Annotated in this window: 24 protein-coding genes; 23 read left to right on the top strand and 1 reads right to left on the bottom strand. The window is 39.8% G+C overall.

Annotated features, from left to right (window positions below; all coding sequences use genetic code 11):
- The 4 genes from purM (at nt 1) to purD (ending at nt 4,506) form a co-directional block, all read left to right on the top strand.
- Nucleotides 1–1,038, top strand: a complete 1,038-nt coding sequence (gene purM, locus GMB86_RS13560) for a phosphoribosylformylglycinamidine cyclo-ligase (protein ID WP_155220816.1) — start codon at nt 1–3, stop codon at nt 1,036–1,038.
- Complete coding sequence (gene purN, locus GMB86_RS13555; RefSeq protein WP_155220814.1) at nt 1,031–1,618, top strand: phosphoribosylglycinamide formyltransferase; 588 nt, start codon at nt 1,031–1,033, stop codon at nt 1,616–1,618. The genes purM and purN overlap by 8 nt, the downstream gene beginning before the upstream one ends.
- Complete coding sequence (gene purH, locus GMB86_RS13550; RefSeq protein WP_155220812.1) at nt 1,615–3,153, top strand: bifunctional phosphoribosylaminoimidazolecarboxamide formyltransferase/IMP cyclohydrolase; 1,539 nt, start codon at nt 1,615–1,617, stop codon at nt 3,151–3,153. The genes purN and purH overlap by 4 nt, the downstream gene beginning before the upstream one ends.
- A gap of 87 nt (nt 3,154–3,240) precedes the next feature.
- The gene (purD, locus tag GMB86_RS13545) at nt 3,241–4,506 is read left to right on the top strand and encodes a phosphoribosylamine--glycine ligase (protein WP_155220809.1); all 1,266 of its coding nucleotides are present in this window, start codon (nt 3,241–3,243) and stop codon (nt 4,504–4,506) included.
- A 28-nt stretch (nt 4,507–4,534) separates the two neighbouring features.
- Here purD and GMB86_RS13540 read toward each other — a convergent pair whose 3' ends face one another.
- Nucleotides 4,535–5,527 carry a DMT family transporter gene (locus GMB86_RS13540; protein WP_230459123.1) on the bottom strand — a complete coding sequence of 331 codons (993 nt, stop codon included), beginning with the start codon at nt 5,525–5,527 and terminating at the stop codon, nt 4,535–4,537.
- A 628-nt stretch (nt 5,528–6,155) separates the two neighbouring features.
- On the opposite strand from GMB86_RS13540, the gene GMB86_RS13535 reads away from it, so the two are divergent.
- From GMB86_RS13535 to gatB, 19 genes are all read left to right on the top strand, one after another.
- A complete protein-coding gene (locus tag GMB86_RS13535; RefSeq protein WP_155220807.1) occupies nt 6,156–7,898 on the top strand; it encodes an adenine deaminase C-terminal domain-containing protein in 1,743 nt (580 codons plus the stop codon).
- 155 nt (nt 7,899–8,053) lie between these two features.
- Nucleotides 8,054–8,356, top strand: a complete 303-nt coding sequence (locus tag GMB86_RS13530; RefSeq protein WP_155220805.1) for a YerC/YecD family TrpR-related protein — start codon at nt 8,054–8,056, stop codon at nt 8,354–8,356.
- Nucleotides 8,357–8,668: 312 nt separating this feature from the next.
- Nucleotides 8,669–9,361 (top strand): heptaprenylglyceryl phosphate synthase, encoded by a 693-nt coding sequence (pcrB, locus tag GMB86_RS13525; protein WP_329602937.1) that lies wholly within the window; start codon nt 8,669–8,671, stop codon nt 9,359–9,361.
- Nucleotides 9,362–9,409: 48 nt separating this feature from the next.
- Nucleotides 9,410–11,626, top strand: coding sequence for a DNA helicase PcrA (gene pcrA / locus GMB86_RS13520; protein ID WP_155220804.1), 2,217 nt, complete (start codon nt 9,410–9,412; stop codon nt 11,624–11,626).
- A gap of 219 nt (nt 11,627–11,845) precedes the next feature.
- On the top strand, nt 11,846–13,852 hold the full coding sequence (gene ligA / locus GMB86_RS13515) for an NAD-dependent DNA ligase LigA (RefSeq protein WP_155220801.1): 2,007 nt from the start codon (nt 11,846–11,848) through the stop codon (nt 13,850–13,852).
- A gap of 14 nt (nt 13,853–13,866) precedes the next feature.
- A complete protein-coding gene (locus tag GMB86_RS13510) occupies nt 13,867–15,045 on the top strand; it encodes a CamS family sex pheromone protein (RefSeq protein WP_155220800.1) in 1,179 nt (392 codons plus the stop codon).
- A 332-nt stretch (nt 15,046–15,377) separates the two neighbouring features.
- The gene (locus GMB86_RS13505; RefSeq protein WP_155220798.1) at nt 15,378–16,247 is read left to right on the top strand and encodes an AraC family transcriptional regulator; all 870 of its coding nucleotides are present in this window, start codon (nt 15,378–15,380) and stop codon (nt 16,245–16,247) included.
- A 75-nt stretch (nt 16,248–16,322) separates the two neighbouring features.
- Nucleotides 16,323–17,402 (top strand): Gfo/Idh/MocA family protein, encoded by a 1,080-nt coding sequence (locus tag GMB86_RS13500; protein ID WP_155220795.1) that lies wholly within the window; start codon nt 16,323–16,325, stop codon nt 17,400–17,402.
- A gap of 23 nt (nt 17,403–17,425) precedes the next feature.
- Nucleotides 17,426–18,163 carry a sugar phosphate isomerase/epimerase family protein gene (locus GMB86_RS13495; protein WP_155220793.1) on the top strand — a complete coding sequence of 246 codons (738 nt, stop codon included), beginning with the start codon at nt 17,426–17,428 and terminating at the stop codon, nt 18,161–18,163.
- 3 nt (nt 18,164–18,166) lie between these two features.
- Nucleotides 18,167–18,895: a ThuA domain-containing protein gene (locus GMB86_RS13490; RefSeq protein WP_155220791.1), complete on the top strand. Its 729-nt coding sequence runs from the start codon at nt 18,167–18,169 to the stop codon at nt 18,893–18,895.
- Nucleotides 18,896–18,901: 6 nt separating this feature from the next.
- Nucleotides 18,902–19,870, top strand: coding sequence for a sugar phosphate isomerase/epimerase family protein (locus GMB86_RS13485; protein ID WP_155220790.1), 969 nt, complete (start codon nt 18,902–18,904; stop codon nt 19,868–19,870).
- A gap of 77 nt (nt 19,871–19,947) precedes the next feature.
- Complete coding sequence (locus tag GMB86_RS13480) at nt 19,948–20,130, top strand: hypothetical protein (protein WP_155220789.1); 183 nt, start codon at nt 19,948–19,950, stop codon at nt 20,128–20,130.
- 30 nt (nt 20,131–20,160) lie between these two features.
- Complete coding sequence (locus GMB86_RS13475) at nt 20,161–20,319, top strand: hypothetical protein (RefSeq protein ID WP_155220788.1); 159 nt, start codon at nt 20,161–20,163, stop codon at nt 20,317–20,319.
- Between the two features lie 286 nt (nt 20,320–20,605).
- A complete protein-coding gene (locus GMB86_RS13470; RefSeq protein ID WP_155220787.1) occupies nt 20,606–21,694 on the top strand; it encodes a Gfo/Idh/MocA family protein in 1,089 nt (362 codons plus the stop codon).
- A 295-nt stretch (nt 21,695–21,989) separates the two neighbouring features.
- The gene (locus GMB86_RS13465) at nt 21,990–22,430 is read left to right on the top strand and encodes an Lrp/AsnC family transcriptional regulator (protein WP_155220785.1); all 441 of its coding nucleotides are present in this window, start codon (nt 21,990–21,992) and stop codon (nt 22,428–22,430) included.
- Between the two features lie 11 nt (nt 22,431–22,441).
- A complete protein-coding gene (locus GMB86_RS13460; RefSeq protein ID WP_155220784.1) occupies nt 22,442–23,044 on the top strand; it encodes a LysE family translocator in 603 nt (200 codons plus the stop codon).
- 114 nt (nt 23,045–23,158) lie between these two features.
- The gene (gene gatC / locus GMB86_RS13455) at nt 23,159–23,449 is read left to right on the top strand and encodes an Asp-tRNA(Asn)/Glu-tRNA(Gln) amidotransferase subunit GatC (protein ID WP_155220782.1); all 291 of its coding nucleotides are present in this window, start codon (nt 23,159–23,161) and stop codon (nt 23,447–23,449) included.
- A gap of 16 nt (nt 23,450–23,465) precedes the next feature.
- Nucleotides 23,466–24,926 carry an Asp-tRNA(Asn)/Glu-tRNA(Gln) amidotransferase subunit GatA gene (gatA, locus tag GMB86_RS13450; protein ID WP_155220780.1) on the top strand — a complete coding sequence of 487 codons (1,461 nt, stop codon included), beginning with the start codon at nt 23,466–23,468 and terminating at the stop codon, nt 24,924–24,926.
- Nucleotides 24,926–26,356 (top strand): Asp-tRNA(Asn)/Glu-tRNA(Gln) amidotransferase subunit GatB, encoded by a 1,431-nt coding sequence (gatB, locus tag GMB86_RS13445; protein WP_141191025.1) that lies wholly within the window; start codon nt 24,926–24,928, stop codon nt 26,354–26,356. The genes gatA and gatB overlap by 1 nt, the downstream gene beginning before the upstream one ends.
- Nucleotides 26,357–26,435 lie beyond the last annotated feature (79 nt).

Below are 26,435 nucleotides of genomic sequence, written 5' to 3'. Positions count from 1 at the left end.
ATGTCAAACGCATATAAACAAGCGGGTGTAGATATAACAGCAGGCTATGAAGCCGTTGACCGCATCAAACAACATGTGAAACGTACATTCAGACCAGAGGTTCTTGGGGGACTCGGCGGATTTGGCGGTGCGATTGATTTATCCGCTGTCAACGTTAAAGAACCTGTCCTTGTTTCAGGAACCGATGGAGTTGGTACAAAATTGATGGTGGCGATTGAAACGAATCGCCACGACACCATCGGTATAGACGCCGTCGCCATGTGCGTCAATGACATTGTCACCCAAGGTGCAGAACCTCTCTATTTTCTTGATTACATTGCTTGCGGCGGACTTAACCCTGAGAAGATTGAGGCCATTGTTAAAGGTGTTGCTGACGGGTGTGAACAAGCAGGCTGTGCCTTAATCGGCGGTGAAACAGCTGAAATGCCGGGTATGTATGGGGAATCAGATTATGACCTTGCTGGTTTTTCTGTCGGTGTTGTGGAAAAATCAAAACGTTTAACAGGTGAAACGATAAAACCAGGGGATGTTTTAATCGGACTTCCTTCTTCGGGTATTCATAGTAATGGTTATTCACTTGTTCGTAAAATTATTAAAGATGCAGGTGTTTCTTTCTCAGATGTTTTTGAAGGAACGAATCAAACGGTGGCTGATGTCATTTTAACACCAACAAAAATCTATGTTAAAACAGCTTTAAGTTTGATTAACGCGACTCAAGTAAAAGGGATCGCGCATATTACTGGTGGTGGATTATATGAAAATGTCCCACGTATGTTCCCAGAAGGTATTGGAGCTGTGATCAACACTCAAGCTTGGCCGAAACTTCCGATCTTTGATTGGTTAATTGATAAAGGTCAATTAAATGATGAAGATGTCTATAACACGTTTAACATGGGAATTGGAATGGTTTTTGCTGTACCAGCTGATCGAAAAGAAGAGGCTCTTGATCATTTGAAATCATTAGGTGAAACCCCTTATGTTATTGGTGAAGTGACAAATGAACCTGGATTAAGATTGGAAGGTTTAACACATGCCTAAGCTTGCCCTGTTTGCATCAGGAAATGGAAGTAACTTTCAAGCGATTGTTGATGCCGTTAACAAGGGGCAACTTGATGCGGAGATCCCCTTACTCATCTGTGATCAGAAAAATGCCTATGTCTTAGAACGTGCAGCCAAAGCGAACATTGAAGCTCATACCTTTACCTTTAAGGATTATGGAACTAAACAAGCATTTGAAGAAGCTATTGTCTCCTTATGTCAACGTCATGATATTGATTATATAATTCTAGCAGGCTATATGAGGATTATTGGTAACACGCTTTTAGAGGCATACCAAGGACGAATCATCAATATCCACCCGTCCTTGCTACCCTCATTCCCTGGCTTACATGCGATTGAACAAGCCTTTGAAAAAGGTGTCAAAATTACTGGAATCACCGTTCACTATGTAGATGAAGGGGTCGATTCAGGTCCCATCATTGCTCAAGCAGCGGTCGATATCCGTGAAGACGATACGATTGAAACACTAACCGAACGAATGCACGAAACAGAACATGAACTCTACCCAAAAACCATAGCGAGATTATTAGAGACAAAAGGAAGGAAGATTTGTAAATGACGGCAAAAAGAGCTCTAATCAGCGTATCTGACAAAACAGGATTAATTCCATTTGTAAAAAAACTCGTTGAAAAGAACATTGAAATCATTTCAACTGGCGGAACAAAAAGATTGTTTGACGACAATGGTATTCCAGTCAAAACAGTGGACGAAGTCACAGGTTTTCCAGAAATTCTTGATGGTCGTGTGAAAACACTTCATCCCATGATTCATGGTGGCTTACTTGCTGTTAGAGAAAATCCAGAGCATGTCAAAACGATTAAAGAACATAACATTCATCCGATTGATTTTGTTGTGGTGAACCTCTATCCATTCAAAGAAACCATTTCTCGTCCAGATGTAGCCTATGCTGATGCGGTTGAAAATATTGATATTGGCGGGCCTAGCATGCTCCGATCAGCAGCGAAAAACCATCGAGACGTTGCGGTTGTCTGCGATCCATCTGACTACGATACTGTTCTCGAAGCTATGAATGATGAAGGTGAAGTGCCATTTGAACTAAAGCAAAAACTTGCCGCAAAAGTTTTCCGTCATACCGCGGCTTACGATGCACTAATTGCCGATTACTTTACGAAACAAGTGGGCGAAGAATATCCTGAAAAATTAACGGTCACTTATGAAAAGAAACAAGCTCTTCGTTACGGTGAAAATCCTCACCAAAGTGCAGCCTTCTATAGCGAACCATTAAAAAATCATTCTACCATTTCTGAAGCTAAGCAATTACACGGGAAAGAGCTCTCATACAATAATATTAAAGATGCTGACGCCGCACTTGGTATTGTGAAAGAATTTAAGGATCCAGCAGCTGTTGCTGTTAAGCATATGAATCCATGTGGGATTGGTATTGGTGAAACCATCAACGCCGCTTTTGATAAAGCCTTTGATGCAGATCCGGTCTCTATTTTTGGCGGCATCATCGCGCTTAACCGTGAAGTAGACGCTGAGCTTGCTGAAAAATTGCATAAAATCTTCCTTGAAATAGTCATTGCACCAAGCTTTACTCAGGAAGCTCTCGATATACTAGAGAAGAAAAAGAACCTTCGTTTGTTAACAATTGAATTTACAGATGATCAAAAAACGGTTCCTCAATATACTTCGGTACGAGGTGGACTTCTCGTTCAAGACCTCGATACAAAAGGTCTTGAAGGTGTTGAACTTAAAGTTGTGACCAAACGCGAGCCAACAGAAGAAGAATTGAAACAACTTAAATTTGCTTGGAAAGTCGTTAAACATGTCAAATCGAATGCGATTGTTCTTGTTAAAGATGATCAAACGGTTGGCATTGGTGCAGGACAAATGAATCGTGTTGGGGCAGCTAAAATCGCGATTGAGCAAGCGGGAGAGAAAGCTAAAGGATCGGTTCTTTCATCTGATGCCTTTTTCCCAATGAATGATACGGTTGAAGAAGCAGCCAAAGCGGGTGTAACAGCCATCATCCAACCAGGCGGCTCGATTCGCGACCAAGATTCAATCGATATGGCGGATAAATATGGCATCGCCATGGTTACGACGGGAATTCGTCACTTTAAACATTAATTAAGGAAAAACACGATACGAACATAAAAACCTCACCGCAACCGTTTGGGTGAGGTTTTATAACCATCGAATGTGTAGGAGGTTATTATGAAGGTTTTAGTTGTAGGTAATGGCGGAAGAGAGCATGTTCTTGCCTGGAAATTTGCACAAAGTCCAAAAGTGGATAAAGTATATGCGGCTCCAGGTAGTGATGGGATAAAAAATGTGGCTGAATGCGTAGCCATTGATGTTTTAGATTTTGACGGACTTAGTCAATTTGCGAAAGAAGCTGAGATTGATTTAACAATGGTGGGTCCCGAAGTTCCACTTGTACACGGCATTGTGGATCATTTCAAAAAAGAAGGTCTCAAAATTTTTGGGCCAACCGAAGCTGCTGCTCAGATTGAAGGTAGTAAGCATTTTGCTAAAACATTAATGACTAACTATCAAATTCCAACAAGCGAGTTTCAAACCTTTACAGACTACGATAAAGCTAAAGATTACATCGCTGAAAAAGGGGCACCCATTGTTTTGAAAGCCGATGGTCTTGCAGCTGGAAAAGGCGTTATCGTGGCTATGACAGAGGAAGAAGCCGAGGCAGGTCTGAAAGAAATTATGCAAGATGCCGCTTTTGGTGAAGCAGGCAGCCAAGTCGTTATTGAAGATTTTCTTGAAGGCGAGGAATTTTCTTTAATGGCACTCGTTAACGGAGAAACGGTTGTACCACTTGCTATCGCTCAAGATCACAAACGAGCATTCGAAGGAGACAAAGGCTTAAATACTGGGGGTATGGGGGCTTATTCACCGGTTCCACAAATTCCAGATTCAGTCGTTGAAGAAGCGATTCAAACCATTTTGATTCCAACAGCCAAAGCTATGGTCAAAGAAAACTGTTCATTCACAGGAATCCTCTATGCTGGCTTGATGTTAACAGCTAATGGTCCAAAAGTGATTGAATTCAACTGCCGTTTTGGAGATCCTGAAACACAAGTTATTTTACCCCGATTAGAATCTGATTTTGTCCAAGCTATTGAAGATGTTTTAGCGGGTCAAACACCAGAATTGACATGGACTAATCAAGTGGCTCTAGGGACAGTGCTTGCATCAAGCGGTTATCCAAAAGCCTATGAAAAGGGGAATGTAATTCCTCATCTCGCCGAGTTGAACGGGGAAGCCTTAGTCTTCCATGCCGGAACGAAAAAAGTAAACGATGAATGGGTAACAAACGGGGGACGTGTTCTTCTTGTTGCCAAACTCGCCGATACACTGCAAGAAGCTCAAGCCCAAGTGAATGCAAGCATGAAAAAAATTGAAAGTGATGCAACCTTTTATCGTAAGGATATCGGGCACCGGGCATTGAAAGCTCTCATCTAAATTAAAGATTAAAAAACACACAGACCATTTAACTAATCTGTGTGTTTTTTTGTTTAGATAATGCTTTCTGTTTTGCGGTTAATCCTGTTGTATGGGAGAAATAGCTATGCAACACCATTCCAATCATTATGACAAACATACCAATCCAAGATATTAATGATGGAAGAGGAGTAGATAAAAGAACAAGTTCTCCAAATACGGTAAACAGTACTTCCATTGATTGAGTCGCTTCCACAGCTGCAAGTTTTTGCATATTTCCTCGTACTCGGTCTGTCGCATTGAAGAAAAGAATGGTGGCAATCACTCCAGAGCTGATGGCGACAATGATTGATTGCCCCACTTGATTTAAGCTGGGCATTCCCGATGTGCTAAGACCGAATATAGAAAGAATCAGCCAAAATGGAAGACTTGCCAGCGTCATTCCTAGCACCCTCTGATAAGTATCTAAACGACCACCGCTTACTTCCATCATTTTTCTGTTCCCAAGTGGATAGGCAAATGAAGCTACAACGACGGGAATAATGCCAAATAAAACATCTTTAAGTGAAAATTGATTGGCTTGCTCAACTTGAATTAGAGCAATTCCTATTAAAATGATCAAAGACATGAAAAGCCCTTTTATAGGGATTTTACCTCTGATTTTTACCAGACCATTAGGACCCTGAATCATTTCGAAAAATAAGGGCGCTAGTAAGGAGCCTGAGATAATCGTGATTTGCCAAGTTCCAGCGATTAACCAACCTGGTGCAAAGCTAGAGGCCAAACATAGAGGAGCGTAAAACAAACCAAAACCAACCGAACTCCAAAGAACCCACCCCCCTATATTTTCCTTCATAACAAGCAAGAGTTGACGAACATTTCGTCTCATCAAAACAAGAAGAAGTAAAAAAGGGACCATAAAAAAATAACGCAAGGAACCACTCCAAATCCAACTTCCTCCTGAAAGTTCCATTGACCGATTAAAAATAAAAGCGGCGGCAAAGAAAAAAGCCGCGAAGATACCTAATAGGATCGCTTGCAAAACATTCACCTCAAAACATTGAAATCTACAAACGTTAGAAAAACATATTTTCAATATATCAATTATATTGTGAAAAGTGAATAAATAATTTATAAACTTAGGAAGTGCCTCAATTAACTGAGGAGGTGCCGCAATTAGCTTAGGAGGTGCCTCAAATAACTTAGGAAGTGGCTCAATTAACTTAGGAAGTGGCTCAATTAACTTAGGAAGTGGCTCAATTAGCTTAGGAAGTGGCTCAATTAACTTAGGAAGTGGCTCAATTAACTTAGGAAGTGGCTCAATTAGCTTAGGAAGTGGCTCAATTAGCTGAGGAAGTGCCTCAATAACTTAGGAAGTGCCTCAATAACTCAGGAGGTTGGTGCCGCAATTAACTGAGGAGGTGCCTCAACTAACTTCAAGAAGTACCTCTATTAGCTCAGAGCTAGATACAGGGTATCACGATTCACCACTTAATAAAGGATAGAGTTTGATCTAAGTTAACGACTTTCATTAAATATTCCCCCTACAGTCCTACAATCAGTTTTAAAAACTTTAACCATTTAACCATTTAATGTATGATAGTAAAAGAGACAAGCGAACGAAAGTGTGAAGTTATTAATTAATATAAGGGCACTATTTGATAAGGAGAATGAAGATGCTAAGTCACCAATGGTCAATGGAGACAATGAGATTGCAAACAGACATCATAAGAGGAGAAGTCTCCCCATCATTAGTACTAGCAAACGGAGTATATCTAAATACGTATATAAAAAAATGGGAAACAGGGAATGTGTGGATTGATCAAGACCGCATTATTTATGTTGGAGACAAGCTTCCAAACAATGTAGAAAATATAAAGGTTATAGATTGTTCAAATCGGTATTTGGTTCCGGGTTATATTGAACCTCATGTCCATCCGACTCAGCTCTATAATCCGATGTCGATGGCAGAGCACTCAGCCAAACATGGGACAACCACGCTCATATGTGACAATGCTATTTTTTATTTTCTACTAGATGATGAGTCATCATTTAAGATGATGGATGCGCTAGATCAGACTCCCATTCAATTTTTTTGGTGGTGTAGATACGATCCACAAACGGCGATCGAAGACAATCCTTTCAATCAAGAAAGGGTAACGAAATGGTTGTCACATCCTTTGGTCGTTCAAGGAGGAGAACTAACAGATTGGCCAGATGTTCTGCTTCATGGTAATGATGAGATATTAAAGTGGATGCAAGAAACGAAAGATCAAGGATTGAAGATTGAAGGACATTTGCCTGGAGCTTCAGAAAGAACCCTAACACAAATGCGACTTCTTGGTGTGACGTGTGATCACGAAGCGATGACTGGAGACGAAGCCCTGACCAGACTTCGGACAGGACTTACGACGTCTTTAAGATATTCCTCAATCCGTCCTGATCTTCCCGATATTTTAGAAGACCTTTTAAAAAAAGGGATTGAACATTTTGATCGATTGTTTATGACAACGGATGGTGCCACGCCTCACTTTTTAAAACAAGGTGTTATGGATAAGCTAGTCGATATAGCAATTCAAAAAGGTGTCAATACAGCTGATGCCTATATGATGGCATCAAGCAATATTGCGTCTTATTACAATATGGACGATTGTTTAGGTCACATTGCCCCAGGCCGATTAGCTAACATTAACATCTTGCAATCTAAGGAAAATCCCTATCCTATTTCTGTCTTATCTAAAGGCTTTTGGATTAAGAGGGAATCTGATATGATCTATGACTTTTTTTCAGATCAAACATGGTCAGAATCATTAAGGCCTTTAAATATAAACCTAACATTAACAGAAAAAGATTTAGAAGTGACTTCTCCGATTGGGATGGACATGGTCAATGCAGTGATTGCAAAACCGCTAGAATTAGATCATATACCGACTGATACAGATTTACCTAAAGGTTTATTGTATCTGTCACTCATCGATCGAAAAGGAAAGTGGATGACGAGTACCATCGTGAAAGGTTTCGCAACTGACCTATATGGCTTTGCATCGAGTTTTTCCTGTGCTGGCGATATTGTTTTAATCGGAAAAAGCAAAAAGGATATGCTTATCGCTTTTGAGAGAATGAAGGAAATAGGCGGTGGATTAGTTCTTTCGGAAAAAGGGTCTATTCTGTATGAAATTCCACTTCCTTATCTCGGGATGATGTCAGAACATACGATGGAAGCATTAGCAGATGAAGACCAAGTCATGGTCAACTTATTAAAGGAAAGAGGCTATACGTTTGTCGATCCATACTTTAGTCTGTTATTTATCAGTTCGATTCATTTACCATACATTCGTGTGACTTCTCTAGGTCTTTATCATGTACTAAAGCGTCAGGTCATTGTTCCTTCACGTGAGATAGCTCAAGATTAATCATTTTTTTTACTATTTATCCCGCGTGAGCCAAAATGGTTCAGGCTTTCAATCAAAGACAAATTCTAAGAGTACAAGTACATAGTCATGAATTTTCAGCTGTGCGACTTACTTTTTATACGTAAATCTATCGAAATTATAAAGGAGGGATTGCGTTGCAAATAGACAAACTCCGAGGAGAAATGTTGGATCAATTATTTGACGCTATCTTAACATTAGAAAATAGAGAAGAATGCTATCGTTTTTTTGATGATCTATGCACCATGGGAGAAATCCAATCTCTAATGCAACGTCTTGAAGTGGCTCGTATGTTAAAAGCCGGGCATACCTATCATCAAATCGAAGAAAATACAGGCGCAAGTACAGCAACGATATCTCGCGTAAAAAGATGTATTAATTACGGAAACGATGGTTACCAAATGACACTTGAAAGATTATATGAAGAAAAAAGTGAATAGATCTAAACATTTACTTAAATAGATGTTAAGCTTAGTAGTGCTGAAAAATCTACTAAGCTTTTTTAGTTTCCACATAACGAAAAACAGATCCGAAAAATGTGAACAAACGTTCGACTTTTTTGCTGATTCTAGCTGTGGATCCTCTCATTTTATGATAAACTAGGAGAAGTATAAGGGCGAGATTAATGACGTTAACTGAATGAATATTGGATTGCGAAAAATGGCGAATAGCCATTTACATTCGGTAAAATAGATCAAGAAACGATACGAATCTTTTGTCTAAATTGTTGTGTTGTAGGAAGGAGCATATGAGTGAGCACATATCAATCATGGCGACATGTTTTTAAATTGGATCCAAATAAACCTATAGAAGATCATGTTCTAGAACAACTATGTGAATCGGGTACCGATGCGATTATTGTTGGTGGAACAGATGGAGTGACGCTCGATAATACATTATATCTTTTATCACGAATCCGGCAGTTTGCTTTAGATTGCGCCCTTGAGGTGTCAACACTGGAAGCCATCACACCCGGATTTGATTATTATTTTATCCCATCTGTATTGAATGCACAGGATGTGACATGGCTGGTGGGTAAGCAGCATGAAGCCATGAAGGAATATGGAGATATCATCGATTGGGACATCGTCGTCGCTGAAGGTTATTGCGTGTTAAACCCGGAAGCCAAAGTGGCCAAGCTTACAAATGCCAAAACTAAACTTACAACCGAAGATGTGGCAGCTTATGCCCAGTTAGCAGACAAATTCTTACGCCTCCCTGTTTTTTACGTTGAATATAGTGGTCACTTTGGAGATATGGACACACTTAAACAGGCTAAACGAAAGTTAAATCACGCTCAATTATTTTATGGAGGCGGCATAACGACGGCGGAACAAGCCACGCAAGCAGCAAACTATGCCGACACCATTGTGGTTGGTAATGTCATTTATGAAGATGTAAAACAAGCATTAGAAACGGTGACAGCTGTAAAGAAGAATCAGTGATGATCATGACTTTTATATAGATCGAATTAAAAATAGGATGGTGGTATTATGCAAGGGTTTTCTGAACACCTATTGGATGGGTTGAACCCTCAGCAATTAAAAGCAGTGAAACATTCTGAAGGACCATTATTATTAATGGCGGGAGCAGGCAGTGGTAAAACGCGAGTTCTGACTCATCGCATCGCTCATTTAATTCTGGAGAAAGATATCGCACCTTGGAATGTCCTTGCCATTACATTTACAAATAAAGCGGCCAAAGAAATGAAAAATCGGATTACAAGTCTTGTAGGCCCGCTTGCGAATGATATATGGGTGTCAACTTTTCACTCCATGTGTGTCCGGATTTTGAGACGAGATATTGATCGAATCGGGATCAGTCGAAATTTTTCAATCCTCGATACAACCGATCAATTATCTGTGATTAAAAATATATTGAAAGACAAGAATATAGATAGTAAAAAATTTACGCCTCGAAGTATTCTCGGCACGATCAGTTCTGCAAAAAATGAGTTAAAGACGGCTAAGGACTTCAGTAAAGTGGCGGTTGGCCCTTATGAAGAAGTTGTTCGTGATGTTTATCAAGGCTATGAAAAAAGACTTCGAAAAAACCATTCCTTAGATTTTGATGACCTCATTATGACAACGATTCATCTCTTTCAAGAAGTACCAGAAACACTCGAATATTATCAACGTAAATTTCAATATATTCATGTTGATGAGTATCAAGATACAAACCGAGCCCAATACTTACTTGTGAACATGCTTAGTGATCGGTTTAAAAATCTATGCGTTGTTGGGGACTCTGACCAATCCATCTATAAATGGCGTGGTGCAGATATCCAAAATATTTTATCTTTCGAAGAAGATTATCCGAATGCTGAGGTTATCCTTCTTGAACAAAACTATCGGTCGACGAAAAAGATTCTCGCTGCTGCAAATGAAGTGATCCAAAATAATCCGCGTCGTAAACCAAAAAAACTTTGGACTGAAAATGTAGACGGAGACATGATCACCGTCTATCAAGGTGGTACAGAACACGAAGAAGGTTATTATATTACAGGAAAAATGAGTGAATTAGCACGTTCGGGTTATCGATACGCTGATATGGCGGTACTCTATCGGACCAACGCCCAATCGAGGGTGATTGAGGAAACACTTGTCAAATCCAATATTCCTTATCGTATGGTAGGTGGCACGAAGTTCTATGATCGAAAAGAAATTAAAGATCTATTAGCCTACTTACGTTTAATAGCTAATCCGGATGACGATATCAGCCTTGCTCGAATTGTCAATGAACCAAAACGAGGCATTGGACTAGCTTCAATGGATCGATTGGCAGACTATGCGATAAGCCAAGATCTTTCTCTCATGGGAGCTATACAAGAAGTTGAACAAACCACCGTTTCAAAACGAGCAGCTACTGCCCTATCAACTTTCGGTGAACAGATGATGAACTGGACTAAAATGCAAGAGTTTCTTTCCGTAACAGAATTAATAGAAGAAGTTCTTGAAAAAACAGGCTACCGTCAGGCGTTAAAAGATGAACGAACGATAGAGGCACAGAGTCGTCTCGAAAACATCGATGAATTTTTATCCGTATCAACGGAATATGAAAAGAATAATGAAGATAAATCATTGATCGGGTTTTTAACTGAGCTGGCTCTTGATTCGGATATTGATAAAGAGGAAGATGATGAGCAAAACCAAAGCGATAATGCCGTGACGTTAATGACATTGCATGCGGCTAAAGGACTTGAATTTCCGGTTGTCTTTTTAATCGGGATGGAAGAAGGCATTTTCCCTCACATGCGTTCATTGGAAGACGAAGAAGAGATGGAAGAAGAACGCCGTCTCGCCTATGTTGGGATTACACGTGCTGAAAAAATGCTATTTTTAACATGTGCAAAGTCCAGAACGCTCTTTGGACGCACGACCATGAATCCTAAGTCACGCTTTTTACAAGAGATTCCGGATGATTTATGCGAGGATCTCTCGCCAGAGCAAGAGATGGGCCGTTTTCAATCAATCAGCCGGCGTGAACGTCCAGCCTCATTTGTACAGAAACGTCCATTTTTAAAGCAAAACAACCAAAATTCATCAACAACTTGGAAAGTTGGAGATCAAGTTCTCCATAAAAAGTGGGGAAAAGGAACGGTTGTGAGTATTAAAGGCAGTGACGAAAGTAAGGAACTCGATATTGCTTTTCCAAAGCCAGTGGGATTGAAACGTCTTTTAAGTGCTTTTGCTCCAATTGAAAAAGTTTGATGATATGTGGTTTATCCCGCATTAACGGCGGGTCTTGACCCCCACTGATTGAAGTTTCACTCTACGTAGGTAACCGTCAAACTTCTAATTGCAATTTTGAAATTTGGGTTCTGTACAATTTGGTTTAATCAGAGTCCAAGTTGATATTTTTTTGGAACTAAAATGACCGTAAGTCTTTGAATAGCGTTCCTATATCTTGTTGAGAAAGGAGTGGAATCTATGGATCAAGAGATCGTGAAACACGTTGAACAATTAAGGAAACAATTAGACGAGTATAGTTATGAATACTATGTTTTAGATAAACCAAGTGTCCCTGATAGTGAATATGATCGATTAATGCAAGAACTGATCCGTCTCGAAGAGGAAAATCCAAACCTGATCACACCGGACTCACCGACCCAACGTGTCGGGGCAGCTCCGCTGAAAATGTTCCATAAAGTGGATCATCGCATTCCAATGTTAAGTTTGGCTAATGCATTTAATGAACAAGATCTCAGAGAATTTGATCGCAGGGTGCGTCAGGGATTAGGGCACGATGATGTCGCCTATGTATGTGAATTAAAGATTGATGGACTTGCCATATCGCTAACTTATGAGAACGGAAAACTAACCTTAGGTTCCACGCGAGGCGATGGCTATACAGGTGAAGATATCACATCCAATTTAAAAACGATTAAATCCATTCCACTTAAATTAAGAGAAGACGTGAACATGGAAGTACGCGGAGAAGCTTACATGCCTAAATCATCCTTTGAATCGTTGAATAAAAAACGAAAAGAGGATGGCGAGGAACTGTTTGCGAACCCTAGGAATGCGGCAGCGGGATCCTTGCGTCAATTGAATCCCCAAATTGCTGCTGAACGAAAACTGGCTGTTTTTATGTATTCTTTAGGTGAACTTCAAGGTGAAACGATTGAATCACATAGTGAGGCTCTGGAACGTGTCCAAGCTCTAGGCCTGCGTACCAACCCAGAGTGGCGGCATTGTCAAACGCTTCAGGAAGTCTTTGACTATATTCAGTACTGGACTGAGCATAGACCAGATCTTCCATATGAGATTGATGGGATTGTCATTAAAGTGGATCGGTTAAGAGACCAAGAGACACTGGGTTTTACAGCCAAAAGTCCGCGCTGGGCAATTGCTTATAAATTTCCAGCTGAAGAAGTCGTATCCAAACTTGAAGGAATTGAACTCAGCGTTGGTCGTACGGGTGTCATCACACCAACTGCTTTACTCACTCCTGTAGTTGTTGCTGGAACGACGGTCAAAAGAGCGTCTCTTCATAACGAAGATTTAATTCGTGAGAAAGATTTACGAATTGGGGATGCTGTCGTTGTGAAAAAAGCGGGAGATATCATTCCCGAAATCGTCAATGTTTTAACAGAAAAACGAACGGGTGAAGAAAAAAGCTTCGCGATGCCAACAGAGTGTCCAGCATGTTCAAGTGAACTCGTTCGAATTGAGGGGGAAGTCGCCCTTCGATGCATTAATCCAAAATGTCCAGCGCAAATACGAGCCGGCTTAATTCACTTTGTCTCACGTAATGCCATGAATATCGATGGTTTAGGTGAGAAGGTCGTAACTCAATTATTTCATCACCATTTAATTAAAGATGTGGCAGATATTTATCGATTGAAATATGACGATTTAATTCAACTCGAGCGTATGGGAGAGAAGTCTGTTCAGAATTTATTACAAGCGATTGAATCTTCGAAACAAAATTCGCTTGAACGTTTATTATTTGGTCTTGGCATCCGATTTATCGGTGCAAAAGCAGCCAAACTCTTAGCTCAATCATTCAAAACAATGGATGCTCTCATTAAAGCAACGAAAGAGGAAATATTAGCTGTTGAAGAAATTGGTGACAAGATGGCAGATGCCATCATCACCTATTTTCATAATGAAGACATGATACGGCTAATCGATGAGTTAAAGCAATATGAGGTTAACATGGTCTATTTAGGACCAGATCCAGCAAAAGCTGGAGATATAGATTCTTTGTTTAATGGAAAAACAGTGGTTTTAACAGGTAAACTAGAACAGATGTCTCGTCCTGAAGCAAAAGCAGAAATAGAAAAACGGGGCGGTAAAGTAACAGGCAGTGTAAGCAAGAGCACGGATCTCGTTGTCAGTGGATCTGATGCGGGATCAAAATTAAAAAAAGCCCAAGAACTTGGCATTGAGGTCTGGGATGAGCAACAATTTATAGGTGCTTTAGAGACATAAGAGGAGTGTTTTTTATGAAAAAATGGTTGGGGGTTGTAAGCCTGCTCTCGCTCAGCCTAACCTTAGTTTTATCTGGATGTGACATGCCGTGGTCATCCGGTACGGAAAAACAAAACGTGATTAAGTCTTCAAAAGGGGATAAACAAACGGCGACCTTGATACCTAAGATGAATAAAAAGGATTATCAAAGTCTCAAACCGACTGGAAATTCGTCAGATTCGACACGTGGCTACATTGGTTATGGTGTGAATAATCGCGTCGATATCGACCAACTTGAAACCGGCTTAATGGATATGTCAAAGTCGGTCTTTAGCCCCGATGATTATGTATTTCAGAGTGGGCAATATTTAAGTCAACAGGATATTGACAATATGCTCTATCGGAAAAGCAAGAAGACCCCAAATGGGTTAAACCCACCTCTGGGGAAAGGTAAAACAGTCAGAGATCAAGCGATGAATAGCCCAAAAATTCTTAGCTATATCCTTGAGCAAGATTATTTAAAAAGTACAGGAAAAAATAAATATGAGCTTGGTGGGATTTCTCTTGCCATCTCCTTAAACCAGGTTTACACAGATAAAGTTACGGATAAAGCTGGCAAACAATATGATGTGAAAAAAACATTAAATGTGAGTCAAGTTAAACAACAAGGTAAGACGATCGCCCAAAAAGTCTTACAGCAAGTTCGCCAAAAAAATGGACTCGGAAATGTGCCGATTTTTATCACGCTATATGCCGAGGCACCGGATAGCTCACTCGTACCAGGTTATTTTTATTCAAAAACGTATGTGTCTAATAATAGTGGCTCCATTGGTAAATGGGATAACGTGAAGGAAGATAATGTCTTGTTCCCTTCTGACGAGTCCAAAAGTAAGTATAAATCTGATAATGAATTATTTAACAACTTTAAAACAGATGTCTCGAAATATTTTCCAAACTTCATTGGTGTTATAGCCAAAGGAAGATATGAAAATGGGGATTTAGCTGATCTTAATTTTCAAATCTCGATCAAATTTTATGACAAAACAGAAGTGATGGGATTTGCAAGTTATGTAACATCCCTTGTAAAAGATCGATTTCCATTCTCAAAAAATATCCCTGTGCAAATTAGTATAATAACGCCAAATACTCAAGAGGCGGTTATTGTATCTACTCCAGATATGGATGAGCCATTTGTCCATGTATTTGAACAATAATATTGAATTGTAGCAACCTAATGTTTATGTTGAACATTGGGTTGCTTTTTTTTGTTGTCAACAAAGCAGGAGTCCACTTCATTACTGAAGAATATTCTTATTAAACAGTCACGTATATTTTGAAACCGCACTCATACAGATAAAGTGAAGCTTCCATCAGTGGGGGGTTTCTTCATCCCCCACTGATGGTTAGCTGAACCAATCGGACCTTTACGGGCCAGTTGATCCCCCACCTATCTTCTTCGAATACTCAGAATCTTGAGGTGGGGGTCTTTACTTGCCGTTAAGGCGGGATAAAGTTAGACTGCTTCGCTTAAATAAGAGGTGAGAAAATGGGTTTATATTTAGAAATACCTGTTCTCAATAAACAGTTTCCTTTCCGCAGCTTTATTAATCAAGGTCATCAGTTGGTTTCACCTCATTGGCACAAAGAAGTTGAAATCATCTATGTGATCAAAGGGTCTATTAATATTGGCGTAAATGATGAGTCGATTCATATTCAAAAAGGAGAAATTCTCTTTATAAATGGAGGCGATATTCATTACATTCTAGCATCTTCCGATAGTGAGAGATTGGTCATTCAGTTTGATTTAACTTTTTTTCAAGAGGTTTCCACTATGAACGTGATAGAGAAAAATTTACGTGATGCTTTTACCCAAATGAAAAATTCAAGTACGGAATGGAATAAAACAACAAAGGATAAAATGGTAAAAATAATTGAGGACATTCACGAAGAGAATACACAAAAACAAGAAGGATATCCTTTTGTAATCAAAGCAAAATTATATGAAATGATGGCTTTGATTTTTAGAGAAATACCAGAGAAGGAACCAGAAGATACTTCAGATAGTCAACCCACGAAGACACAAGAAACATTAGAGAAATTGGATCAGATTTTTTCCTATGTAGAAAATCATTATAAAGAAGGGATTACCTTACAGGATATTGCCAAATATAGTGGCTTCAGTACATATTACTTTACAAAATTCTTCAAGAAAAATACAGGAACAACATTTATCAAATTTTTAAATGAGTATCGATTAAATAAAGCAAAATGGATCCTATTAAATGAAAATTACACGGTGACAGAAATTGCCGAGATGGCAGGGTTTACGAGTGTTAAGACGTTCCACCATTTATTTAAAGAGGTCATGGGTGTGTCCCCTTTAAAATATAGAAAGACAATATCCGGGAATAATTGAACAAGAATAGAGGAAGAAAACAAGCGATTTGTTCTGTATAGTGTAGGTATCAACTAAATAAATGGAGGTTTTCATATGACTTTGAAGATCGGTATTATAGGCTGCGGTGGTATTGCAAACGGGAAACATATGCCAAGCCTTGCAAAATTAGATGAAGTTGACATGATCGCCTTTTGTGATGTGATCGAGGAGCGGGCGATAAAGGCGAGTAAGACATTTGGAACAGAAAATGTAAGCGTATACACTGATTATAAGGATTTACTTGATAATAGAGAAATTGATGTGGTCCATGTCTGCACGCCAAATATTTCGCATGCTGAAATTACCATTGCAGCTCTTGAAGCAGGAAAACATGTAATGTGTGAAAAACCGATGGCAAAAACATCGAAAGAAGCGCAAGAAATGATTGATGCAGCTAAACGTACAGGGAAAAAATTAACGATCGGTTATCAAAATCGGTTTCGAAAAGACTCTGAGTATTTGCACGCAATTTGTGAAGAAAATGCCCTTGGAGAAATCTATTATGCCAAAGCAAAGGCCATTCGCCGGAGAGCTGTCCCAACATGGGGTGTCTTTCTAGATGAGGAAGCCCAGGGCGGCGGACCACTCATTGATATAGGTACGCATGCGCTAGATTTAACGCTATGGATGATGAATAACTATCAACCTAAATATGTCGTGGGAAATACGTATCATAAACTATCAAAAACGGAGAATGCGGCCAATGCTTGGGGTCCTTGGGATCCAAACCAGTTTACGGTTGAGGATTCAGCTTTCGGTTTCATTACGATGGAAAATGGCGCAACAATTGTTCTTGAATCAAGCTGGGCCCTTAACTCGTTAGATGTAGGGGAGGCCAAAACAAGCTTAAGTGGAACGAAGGGTGGCGCTGATATGGATGATGGCCTGCGCATTAATGGCGAAGATCATGGCTTGCTTTTTGAGAAAAAAATTGAACTTGAGACAGGCGGCGTTGATTTTTACGACGGTGCAGGCGATGATCCAGCTTATACCGAAGCGAAGCAATGGATTGAAAGTATTTTGAACGATACTGATCCTGTTGTTAAACCTGAACAAGCCCTCGTCGTGACGCAAATCTTAGAAGCAATTTATCAATCGGCTGAAACGAATCAACCCGTGTTTTTTGATAAATAGAAGTTTGAAGAGGGGGTTTTTGGATGAAGCCGATTGCCTTACAGCTTTGGAGTGTTAAAGATGTGTGCGAAAAAGACTTTTTTGGAACTCTAGAAAAGATTTCGGAAATGGGATATGAAGGCATTGAATTTGCGGGTTATTATGACCAACCCGCTCAAAAAATCAAAGAAAAATGCACAGATTTGGGATTAAAAGTTGTCGCTTCCCATATATCAGCAGAGAAAATAGTAAATGATCTAGATAATGTTATTTCGTTTGAAAAGGAACTAGGAAACAACTACATTGTTTGTCCTTATGCGTCATATGATACCAAGAATGAATGGACGTCCTTTGCATCAAAGTTAAAAATAGCTTGTAAAAAAATTGAAGAATCAGGGATGACGCTCGTTTACCATAACCATCATCTTGAGTTTCATAAACTTGAAGATACGTATATCCTTGATTATTTACTAGAAACGGTACCTCATCTGAAGGCCGAACTTGACACGTATTGGATTCAATACGCAGGAGAAGATGTGGTTTCGTACATGAGTCAATACAAGAACCGCACCCCTTTTATTCATCTGAAGGATATGAAAAAAAATCCTGTGGAAAGTACAGAAATTGGTGAAGGAATTCTCGATATAACGAGTTTTGTAAAACAAGCCGAAGACCAAGGTGTCGAGTGGCTCATCATTGAACAAGAAGCATTTAATAAGCCACCATTGGAAAGTGTTGAAGTCGGCTTAAACAATTTGAGGAAGCTCATTGGAGGGATTTAACCTATGGTAAATGTGACCGTTTGGAATGAATATCGACATGAAAAAAGTGATGAAGCAGTTAGAAAAGTTTATCCAGAAGGCATTCATGGTCAAATTGCCAGCTTTTTAGAAGCGTCTTCGTTTCATGTTCGTACGGCGACATTAGACGAACCTGAACATGGCTTAACAGAAGAAGTATTAGCGAATACCGATGTCCTAGTTTGGTGGGGACATATTGCACATAAAGAAGTGTCAGATGAGATTGTGGAACGCGTTCATAAAAAAGTCTTAGAAGGCATGGGACTGGTTGCTTTGCATTCAGGTCATATGTCGAAAATTTTCATGAAGCTGATGGGCACAAGTTGTGATTTAAAATGGCGCGAAGCCGAAGAAAAGGAAAGACTCTGGGTTGTCAATCCGAGCCACCCTATTGCAGAGGGTCTTGGTGAATATATCGAACTCGAAAAAGAGGAAATGTATGGTGAGCATTTTGACATTCCAATTCCAGATGAACTTATTTTTATGAGCTGGTTTGAAGGCGGAAATGTATTTAGAAGCGGCTGTACGTATCGACGAGGGAACGGGAAAATATTTTACTTTCAACCGGGACATGAAACGTATCCAACCTATTATCACGAAGATATTCAAAAAGTCATTATTAATGGCGTAAAGTGGTGTCAGCCGACAACCTATGGTTATCCAAAATACGGTCATTCGGAAGCCTTAGAGAAAATACAACCAAAAGGAGAATGAGAGACGATGAAACTTGGCGTATTTACCCCTTTATTTGCAAACTTAAGTTTAGATGACATGTTGGAAAAAGTCTCAGCTGCAGGATTAGACGCAGTTGAAATTGGCACAGGCGGTAATCCAGGAAATGACCATTGCCCCACAGATGACTTATTAAAAAGCGAAGATGCAAGAAAAGCCTATCTGAAAAAGTTTGAAGAAAAGGGCATCATGATCAGTGCGTTTAGTTGTCATAGCAATCCGATTTCCCCAGATCAAACAGAAGCAAAGGAAGCGGATGATATTTTACGAAAAACGATCAAACTTGCTGCACTTATGAATGTGCCTGTTGTTAATACATTCTCAGGTACAGCTGGCGACAGTGACGATGCGAAAGCGCCAAACTGGCCAGTTATTCCTTGGCCAACCGTCTATAGTGATATTAAAGAGTGGCAATGGAAGACAAAACTCATTCCATATTGGAAAGAAATCGGGAAGTTAGCAGAAGAAAACAAGATAAAAATTGGTATTGAACTGCATGGCGGTTTCCTTTGCCACACACCGTACACCATTTTAAAACTCCGCGAGGAAACATCTGATGCGATCGGCGTGAACCTCGATCCAAGTCATTTGTGGTGGCAAGGGATCGATCCTGTTGGTGCCATCAAAATACTCGGTAAAGCAGGAGCCATTCATCATTTTCATGCAAAAGATACGTACCTCGACCAAGACAACATTAACATGTACGGCTTAACAGACATGCAGCCGTATGGAGAAGTTCAAACAAGAGCATGGACCTTCCGTTCGGTGGGGTGTGGTCACAGTATTTCAGTTTGGTCGGATATCATCAGCGCTCTCCGCACCTATGGTTATGATTACGTTGTCAGTATCGAACATGAAGATCCATTGATGTCCATTGATGAAGGACTAGGACGCGCGGTCACCAATTTGCAATCCATTTTGATTCGAGAAACCCCTGTGGATATGTGGTGGGCGTAAGGTGGTTTGCTCCCAGTTGTGCGATCTGTGTTGAAGTTGTGCAGTCCCGGTGTGAAGTGGGGCAAATGAGGCCTCGGGTGGCGCAATTTCGGTGTGAAGCGGTGCAATACGGATGTGAAGCGGTGCAATTCGGAAGTGAAGCGGTGCAATTCGGAAGTGAAGCGGTGCAATTCGGAAGTGAAGCGGTGCAATTCGGAAGTGAAGCGGTGCAATTCGGAAGTGAAGCGGTGCAATTCGGAAGTGAAGTGGTGCAATACTGAAGTGGAGTGGTGCAATACTGAAGTGAAGCGGTGCAATTCGGAAGTGAAGCGGTGCAATTCGGAAGTGAAGCGGTGCAATTCGGAAGTGAAGCGGTGCAATACCGAAGTGAAGCGGTGCAATACCGAAGTGAAGCGGTGCAATACCGAAGTGAAGCGGTGCAATACCGAAGTGAAGCGGTGCAATACTGAAGTGGAGCGGTGCAATTCGGAAGTGAAGTGGTGCAATACTGAAGTGGAGTGGTGCAATACTGAAGTGAAGCGGTGCAATTCGGAAGTGAAGCGGTGCAATACCGAAGTGAAGCGGTGCAATACCGAAGTGAAGCGGTGCAACTCAGATGTGAAGCGGCGCCCAACTCCAATGCGAAACAGCTCACTCCCAGCTAGAACTGCCGCAATCCCGCAATCCTATCTGTGGTCAAGCAATTACAGTATAAAGTTATGATTCTATTTCTAATGTAAAACGAGGAGTGATAAGATGAGCAAAATACTTTCGCTAGTTATCGTTGGGTTCGGTGGCATGGGGAGTTATCATGTCCAGTTAATAGAAGGTAATCAAAACATCAAAGTCTCCGGAGTCTATGATATTGCAGATGAACGCCAGCAAGCGGCCTCTCAGCTTGGTTTTAAAACATATCCCAATTTGGAAGCGGTATTACAAGATTCAACGGTAGATGCGATTTTGATTGCGACACCAAATGACGTTCATAAGGAAATAGCGATAAAGGCGCTTGAAGCGGGAAAGCATGTGGTTTGTGAAAAACCAGTAACGATTAATAGCCGTGATTTACTAGATATTATCGATGTTGCGAAAAATCATGATCGGGTGTTTATGGTGCATCAAAATCGTCGTTGGGATGAAGATTTTGTCATTATTAAAGACATGTATGATCATCATAAAGTCGGTGAAGTTTTTCATCTAGAATCTCGTGTTCAAGGGGCGAATGGCATACCTGGCGATTGGCGTCATTTACAGGCTCATGGTGGCGGAATGGTGCTCGATTGGGGCGTTCATCTCCTCGACCAATTGCTATTCATGGTAAAAGGCAAGATCACTAGTGTCACAGCCAACTTGAGTTTTGCTCTTGGGGACGAAGTCGATGATGGTTTTATTAGCTATATTACCTTTGAAAATGGAGTCACTGCTGTGATTGAAGTTGGAACGACGAATTATGTAAAACTTCCTAGATGGTATATAAAAGGGACGGAAGGAACAGCTTTAATACAAGATTGGGACTTAAGTGGAGAGAGGGTTAATCGAAACCAATCAGCCGAAAAATCAGAGCCTAAACCTATTCGTGCTGGTCAAGGTTTAACCAAAACAATGGCCCCGCCATCGGAATCTGCGACGATCCGTTATCCGATAGAAAAGGTAGAAACGAAGATGGAAAGTTTCTACGATAATTTTGTGGCTGTTATTCGTGGAAAATCAGAACCTATCGTGAAAAATGAAGAAGTGTATCGCGTGTTAGTCCTGATTGAAGCGATCTTTAAAGCTGCTGAGACGAATGAGGTCGTTAAGGATTTTGATGTTCTTAATCACACACTCGATCAAGCAAACCTTTGAAGTAGTCCATATGAACTTCTAGATTAGAATCCCATAAAGTGGTTTCCTTTAATGGAACAGTAAGCCCCACCACCACTAATTATGAAATCTCCTTGCTGAGTGTATATCAGAAAGGAGATTTTTTACGTTAATATTTAAAGTTTAATCTGTAAGAAAATGATTTAATATAATATTTTTAAGTTTAAGGTGTAATATGATTAAAAATTTATTAACTTTATCATATATTATTTTAAAAAATAAATATCGATCTATAATTAAGTTAATTATTTAAGTTCTAAATGGTGGTGTTATGAAAATGGATTCTACAGATAAAAAGATTCTTTATTTACTAAAACAAAATGCCAGGATGCCTTTAACAGAGATGAGTAAAATCATTCATCTCTCCGTTCCTGCAGTTTCTGAACGGATTCGCAAGATGGAGGAATCAGGAATTATCACAAAATATGAGGTACGAATCGATCGAGACAAACTCAATTACAAATTACTTGCGTTTATCTTTGTAAATATTGAAACAACAAAAGATATTGAGCCATTTAGAGAAACCATGGCTATGCTACCGGCTGTACTAGAGTGCCATCACCTCGCTGGGGAATACGATTATCTTTTGAAAGTTGTCTGTTTGGATACTCAAGATCTTGAACAGTTTATCTCTTCTGAACTAAAAAGTATTCATGGTGTTCAAAAAACAAATACCATTATAACTTTATCAAGCATTAAAGAAGAGATTAATCAGTAGGAGGCGTAAGTATGTCATCTTTTATGCAAGGCTTTGCGCTGGGGATGATGCTGCAATTATCTATCGGACCAGTTTTTTTTGGTGTCTTACATTTATCCATTAGCAAAGGTATTTTGGCAGGAATAAAGATGACGTGTGCTGTCATGCTTGTCGATGCTCTCTATATTTGCTTATCTTTTACAGTGATAACATCCATCTTAAAAATAGAGACCATTCGTACCATCATTCTCTTTTTGTGTCTCCTTACTCTTCTCTATTTTGGTTATTCTTATATCAAAAAAGCTCGGCATAAAAATATTGAAACAAAACCACACGTATCTTCAAGTTTTTTATACGGCTTGAAATTAACGTTAATTAATCCATTGACTATTATATTTTGGTCAAGTATGTTTGGAAGTTTATTAGCTGGGCATAATCTATTAACTAGAGGAGATCTCGTTCTATATGCCTTGGGGGCAATATTTGCCACTTTTGTTTTTTTAGTTTTTACAAGCTTATTTGGTCATCTTATCAAAAAGGTGATGAATGTCCGTCTGATGCGTTCTTTAGATTATTTCATTGGTATAATTTTAATTTATTATGGACTGGTGACATTTTTTAATAGACACTTTTAAAAGATAAAATTTGTCTGTTTAGACTCTAGACCACAACATCAAGACTATTGCCTATGGATAGCACAATTTGATATGATAGAAGCATTGCATAGACCGATACGGAGGTGACAGAATTTGAGTCGAATTACAGAAGAACAAGTTAAACACGTCGCGCACTTAGCAAGACTATCATTCGAAGATGAAGAAATTGCGACCCTCACAACGCAATTAGGAGATATTATTGGCTTTGCTGAAGAATTAAATGGTTTAGATACAGAAGGAATTGAACCAACCACTCACGTATTAGATTTAGTAAACGTTTTACGTGATGACGTTAAACGTGCCTCTCTTCCACGCGAAGAAGCATTGAAAAATGCACCAGAACAAGAAGAAGGACAAGTACTCGTTCCGCAAATCATGGAATAAAGGAGGTTGAAATTTTATGGCATTATTTGATCAAGGTTTAGTTGAACTTAAGAAAAAGCTACATAACAAAGAAATTAAGAGTTCTGAACTCATAGATGAATCCTTTAAACGGATCCAAGAAGTTGACGGTCAAGTCAAAGCGTTTCTTACATTAAATGAAGATGCAGCCCGCGAAGCTGCAAAGGCAATAGATGAAGCTGTGGATGCAGATTCATCGTTATTATTTGGTATGCCGATTGGAATTAAAGATAATATCGTCACAAAAGGACTTAAAACGACCTGTTCGAGTCAATTTCTAGATAATTTTATCCCTCTTCATAATGCGACGGCTCTTGAAAAAATTTATTCAGAAAAAGGTATTATGATTGGTAAATTAAACATGGATGAGTTTGCGATGGGTTCTTCAACAGAAAACTCAAGCTATCAAAAAACGTGTAATCCATGGGATCTCGATCGTGTTCCTGGTGGATCAAGTGGTGGTTCTGCAGCGTCAGTCGCTGCTGGAGAAGTTCTTTTCTCACTTGGTTCTGATACTGGTGGTTCGATTCGTCAACCAGCCTCCTTCTGCGGTGTAGTTGGGATGAAACCAACGTATGGCCGCGTGTCACGTTTTGGTCTTGTTGCCTTTGCTTCTTCTTTAGACCAAATTGGCCCACTTACACGTTCAGTTGAAGATAACGCCTATTTACTCGAAGCGATCTCAGGTCATGATGCTTATGATTCGACGTCTGCTGATGTCGATGTACCGCACTATGCTTCTCAATTAACAGGTGATATTAAAGGGCTAAAAGTCGCTGTTCCAAAAGAATATTTTGCAGAAGGTGTTAATAGCGATGTTAAAGCAAAAATTCAAGAAGCCATTAAGCAACTTGAAAGTTTAGGAGCTGTATGTGAAGAAGTTTCCCTTCCACATACAAAATATGCAGTACCAGCTTACTACATCATTGCATCATCTGAAGCATCAGCGAACCTCGCTCGTTTTGATGGCGTTCGTTATGGCGTCCGTGCTGAATCAAATGATCTTATTGAAATGTATAAAAAATCCCGTAACGAAGGCTTTGGGGACGAAGTCAAACGCCGGATTATGCTTGGTACATTTGCTTTAAGCTCAGGTTATTATGATGCGTATTATAAAAAAGCACAACAAGTTCGTACATTGATTAAACAAGACTTTGAAAAAGTTTTTGAAGAATATGACGTGATCGTAGGCCCAACCACACCAACAACGGCTTTCAAAATTGGTGAAAAAGTCGATGATCCATTAACGATGTATGCCAATGACATTTTAACGATTCCAGTCAACCTTGCCGGTGTTCCTGCGATCAGCTTGCCATGTGGCCTTTCTGATGGTCTTCCTGTTGGATTACAAATCATTGGTAAACCATTTGATGAAGGTACGATTTATCGGACAGCGCATGCTTATGAACAAGCGGCGAACCTTGGATTGAAGCCTGCACTTAAAGGGGTGAACGCGTAATGAGTAACTTTGAAACAATTATTGGTCTTGAAGTTCACGTTGAATTAAAAACAAATACCAAAATATTCTGTGGCTGCGCAAATGAATTTGGAGCGGCTCCAAACACACACACATGCCCCATCTGTCTCGGTCATCCAGGTGTCCTCCCTGTTTTAAACCGTCAAGCCGTGGACTATGCCTTGCGTGCGGCGCTTGCCTTGAATTGTGAAATTACAAGAGAAACAAAATTTGACCGTAAAAACTACTTCTACCCTGACAATCCAAAAGCTTATCAAATCTCTCAATTTGATAAACCAATCGGACAACATGGTTACATTGAGATAGAAGTAGGCGGAAAGAAAAAGAAAATCGGTATCACACGTCTTCACTTAGAAGAAGATGCGGGTAAACTTTCTCACGCAGCACACGGATCACTCGTTGACTTTAACCGTGTCGGAACACCGCTAATTGAAATCGTATCTGAGCCAGATATCCGTACACCGGAAGAAGCATATGCTTATTTAGAAAAATTAAAAGCAATCATGCAATATACAGGCGTATCAGACTGTAAAATGGAGGAAGGCTCTCTTCGTTGTGATGCGAATATTTCCCTTCGTCCGTACGGTCAAGAGGAATTTGGTACGAAAACAGAGCTTAAAAACTTGAACTCCTTTACGTATGTTCAAAAAGGACTTGAACATGAACAAGAACGTCAAGCTCAAGTTTTATTATCAGGCGGCAAAATCGAACAAGAAACGCGTCGTTATAATGAAGCGACAAAAACAACAACCTTGATGCGGGTTAAAGAAGGATCAGATGATTATCGCTACTTCCCAGAACCTGACCTCGTTGATCTTCATATTGACGATGCTTGGCTTGAAGAAGTTAAAGCCGAAATTCCTGAACTTCCTGATGCAAGAAGAGCACGTTATATTAACGAGCTTGGTCTTCCTGAATATGATGCCATGGTTCTCACGCAATCTAAATCCATGTCCGACTTTTTTGAAGACACCATCAAACATGATGCAGACGCAAAACTTGTTTCGAACTGGCTCATGGGTGAAGTTTCAGCTTACCTCAATTCACAAAGTAAAGACATTGAAGATGTGGCTTTAACTCCAGAATCCCTTGCTAAAATGGTTCAACTCATTCAAAAGGGAACGATTTCAAGTAAAATCGCCAAGAAAGTCTTTAAAGAACTTATCGAAAAAGGCGGCGATCCACAGAAAATCGTTGAAGCTAAAGGACTTGTTCAAATTTCAGATGAAGGCAAACTTCATGAAATCATGGATCCGATCTTAGAAGCAAATAAACAATCCATGATTGACTACAAAAATGGGAAAGACCGGGCGCTTGGCTTCCTCGTTGGTCAGATTATGAAAGCTTCTAAAGGGAAAGCCAATCCTCAAGTTGTTAACAAAATCATCATGGAAGAAGTCGAGAAAGTCTGATTTCATATTTTTAATTTTTCCGATCAAAAGAGGCGAAACTCTTTTGATCGTTTTGTGCGCCAGGCATGCGCGCATTCTA

Source organism: Terrilactibacillus tamarindi (assembly GCF_009718825.1).
GTDB classification, from domain to species: domain Bacteria; phylum Bacillota; class Bacilli; order Bacillales; family Sporolactobacillaceae; genus Terrilactibacillus; species Terrilactibacillus tamarindi.
This window is presented reverse-complemented; position numbering and strand designations above follow the sequence as displayed.

Excerpts from the sequence above, each read along its gene's own strand:
- purM (WP_155220816.1), top strand. The coding sequence starts at position 1 with ATGTCAAACGCATATAAACAAGCGGGTGTAGATATAACAGCAGGCTAT.
- purN (WP_155220814.1), top strand. The coding sequence starts at position 1,031 with ATGCCTAAGCTTGCCCTGTTTGCATCAGGAAATGGAAGTAACTTTCAA.
- purH (WP_155220812.1), top strand. The coding sequence starts at position 1,615 with ATGACGGCAAAAAGAGCTCTAATCAGCGTATCTGACAAAACAGGATTA.
- purD (WP_155220809.1), top strand. The coding sequence starts at position 3,241 with ATGAAGGTTTTAGTTGTAGGTAATGGCGGAAGAGAGCATGTTCTTGCC.
- GMB86_RS13535 (WP_155220807.1), top strand. The coding sequence starts at position 6,156 with ATGAAGATGCTAAGTCACCAATGGTCAATGGAGACAATGAGATTGCAA.
- pcrA (WP_155220804.1), top strand. The coding sequence starts at position 9,410 with ATGCAAGGGTTTTCTGAACACCTATTGGATGGGTTGAACCCTCAGCAA.
- ligA (WP_155220801.1), top strand. The coding sequence starts at position 11,846 with ATGGATCAAGAGATCGTGAAACACGTTGAACAATTAAGGAAACAATTA.
- GMB86_RS13510 (WP_155220800.1), top strand. The coding sequence starts at position 13,867 with ATGAAAAAATGGTTGGGGGTTGTAAGCCTGCTCTCGCTCAGCCTAACC.
- GMB86_RS13505 (WP_155220798.1), top strand. The coding sequence starts at position 15,378 with ATGGGTTTATATTTAGAAATACCTGTTCTCAATAAACAGTTTCCTTTC.
- GMB86_RS13500 (WP_155220795.1), top strand. The coding sequence starts at position 16,323 with ATGACTTTGAAGATCGGTATTATAGGCTGCGGTGGTATTGCAAACGGG.
- GMB86_RS13495 (WP_155220793.1), top strand. The coding sequence starts at position 17,426 with ATGAAGCCGATTGCCTTACAGCTTTGGAGTGTTAAAGATGTGTGCGAA.
- GMB86_RS13490 (WP_155220791.1), top strand. The coding sequence starts at position 18,167 with ATGGTAAATGTGACCGTTTGGAATGAATATCGACATGAAAAAAGTGAT.
- GMB86_RS13485 (WP_155220790.1), top strand. The coding sequence starts at position 18,902 with ATGAAACTTGGCGTATTTACCCCTTTATTTGCAAACTTAAGTTTAGAT.
- GMB86_RS13470 (WP_155220787.1), top strand. The coding sequence starts at position 20,606 with ATGAGCAAAATACTTTCGCTAGTTATCGTTGGGTTCGGTGGCATGGGG.
- GMB86_RS13465 (WP_155220785.1), top strand. The coding sequence starts at position 21,990 with ATGGATTCTACAGATAAAAAGATTCTTTATTTACTAAAACAAAATGCC.
- GMB86_RS13460 (WP_155220784.1), top strand. The coding sequence starts at position 22,442 with ATGTCATCTTTTATGCAAGGCTTTGCGCTGGGGATGATGCTGCAATTA.
- gatA (WP_155220780.1), top strand. The coding sequence starts at position 23,466 with ATGGCATTATTTGATCAAGGTTTAGTTGAACTTAAGAAAAAGCTACAT.
- gatB (WP_141191025.1), top strand. The coding sequence starts at position 24,926 with ATGAGTAACTTTGAAACAATTATTGGTCTTGAAGTTCACGTTGAATTA.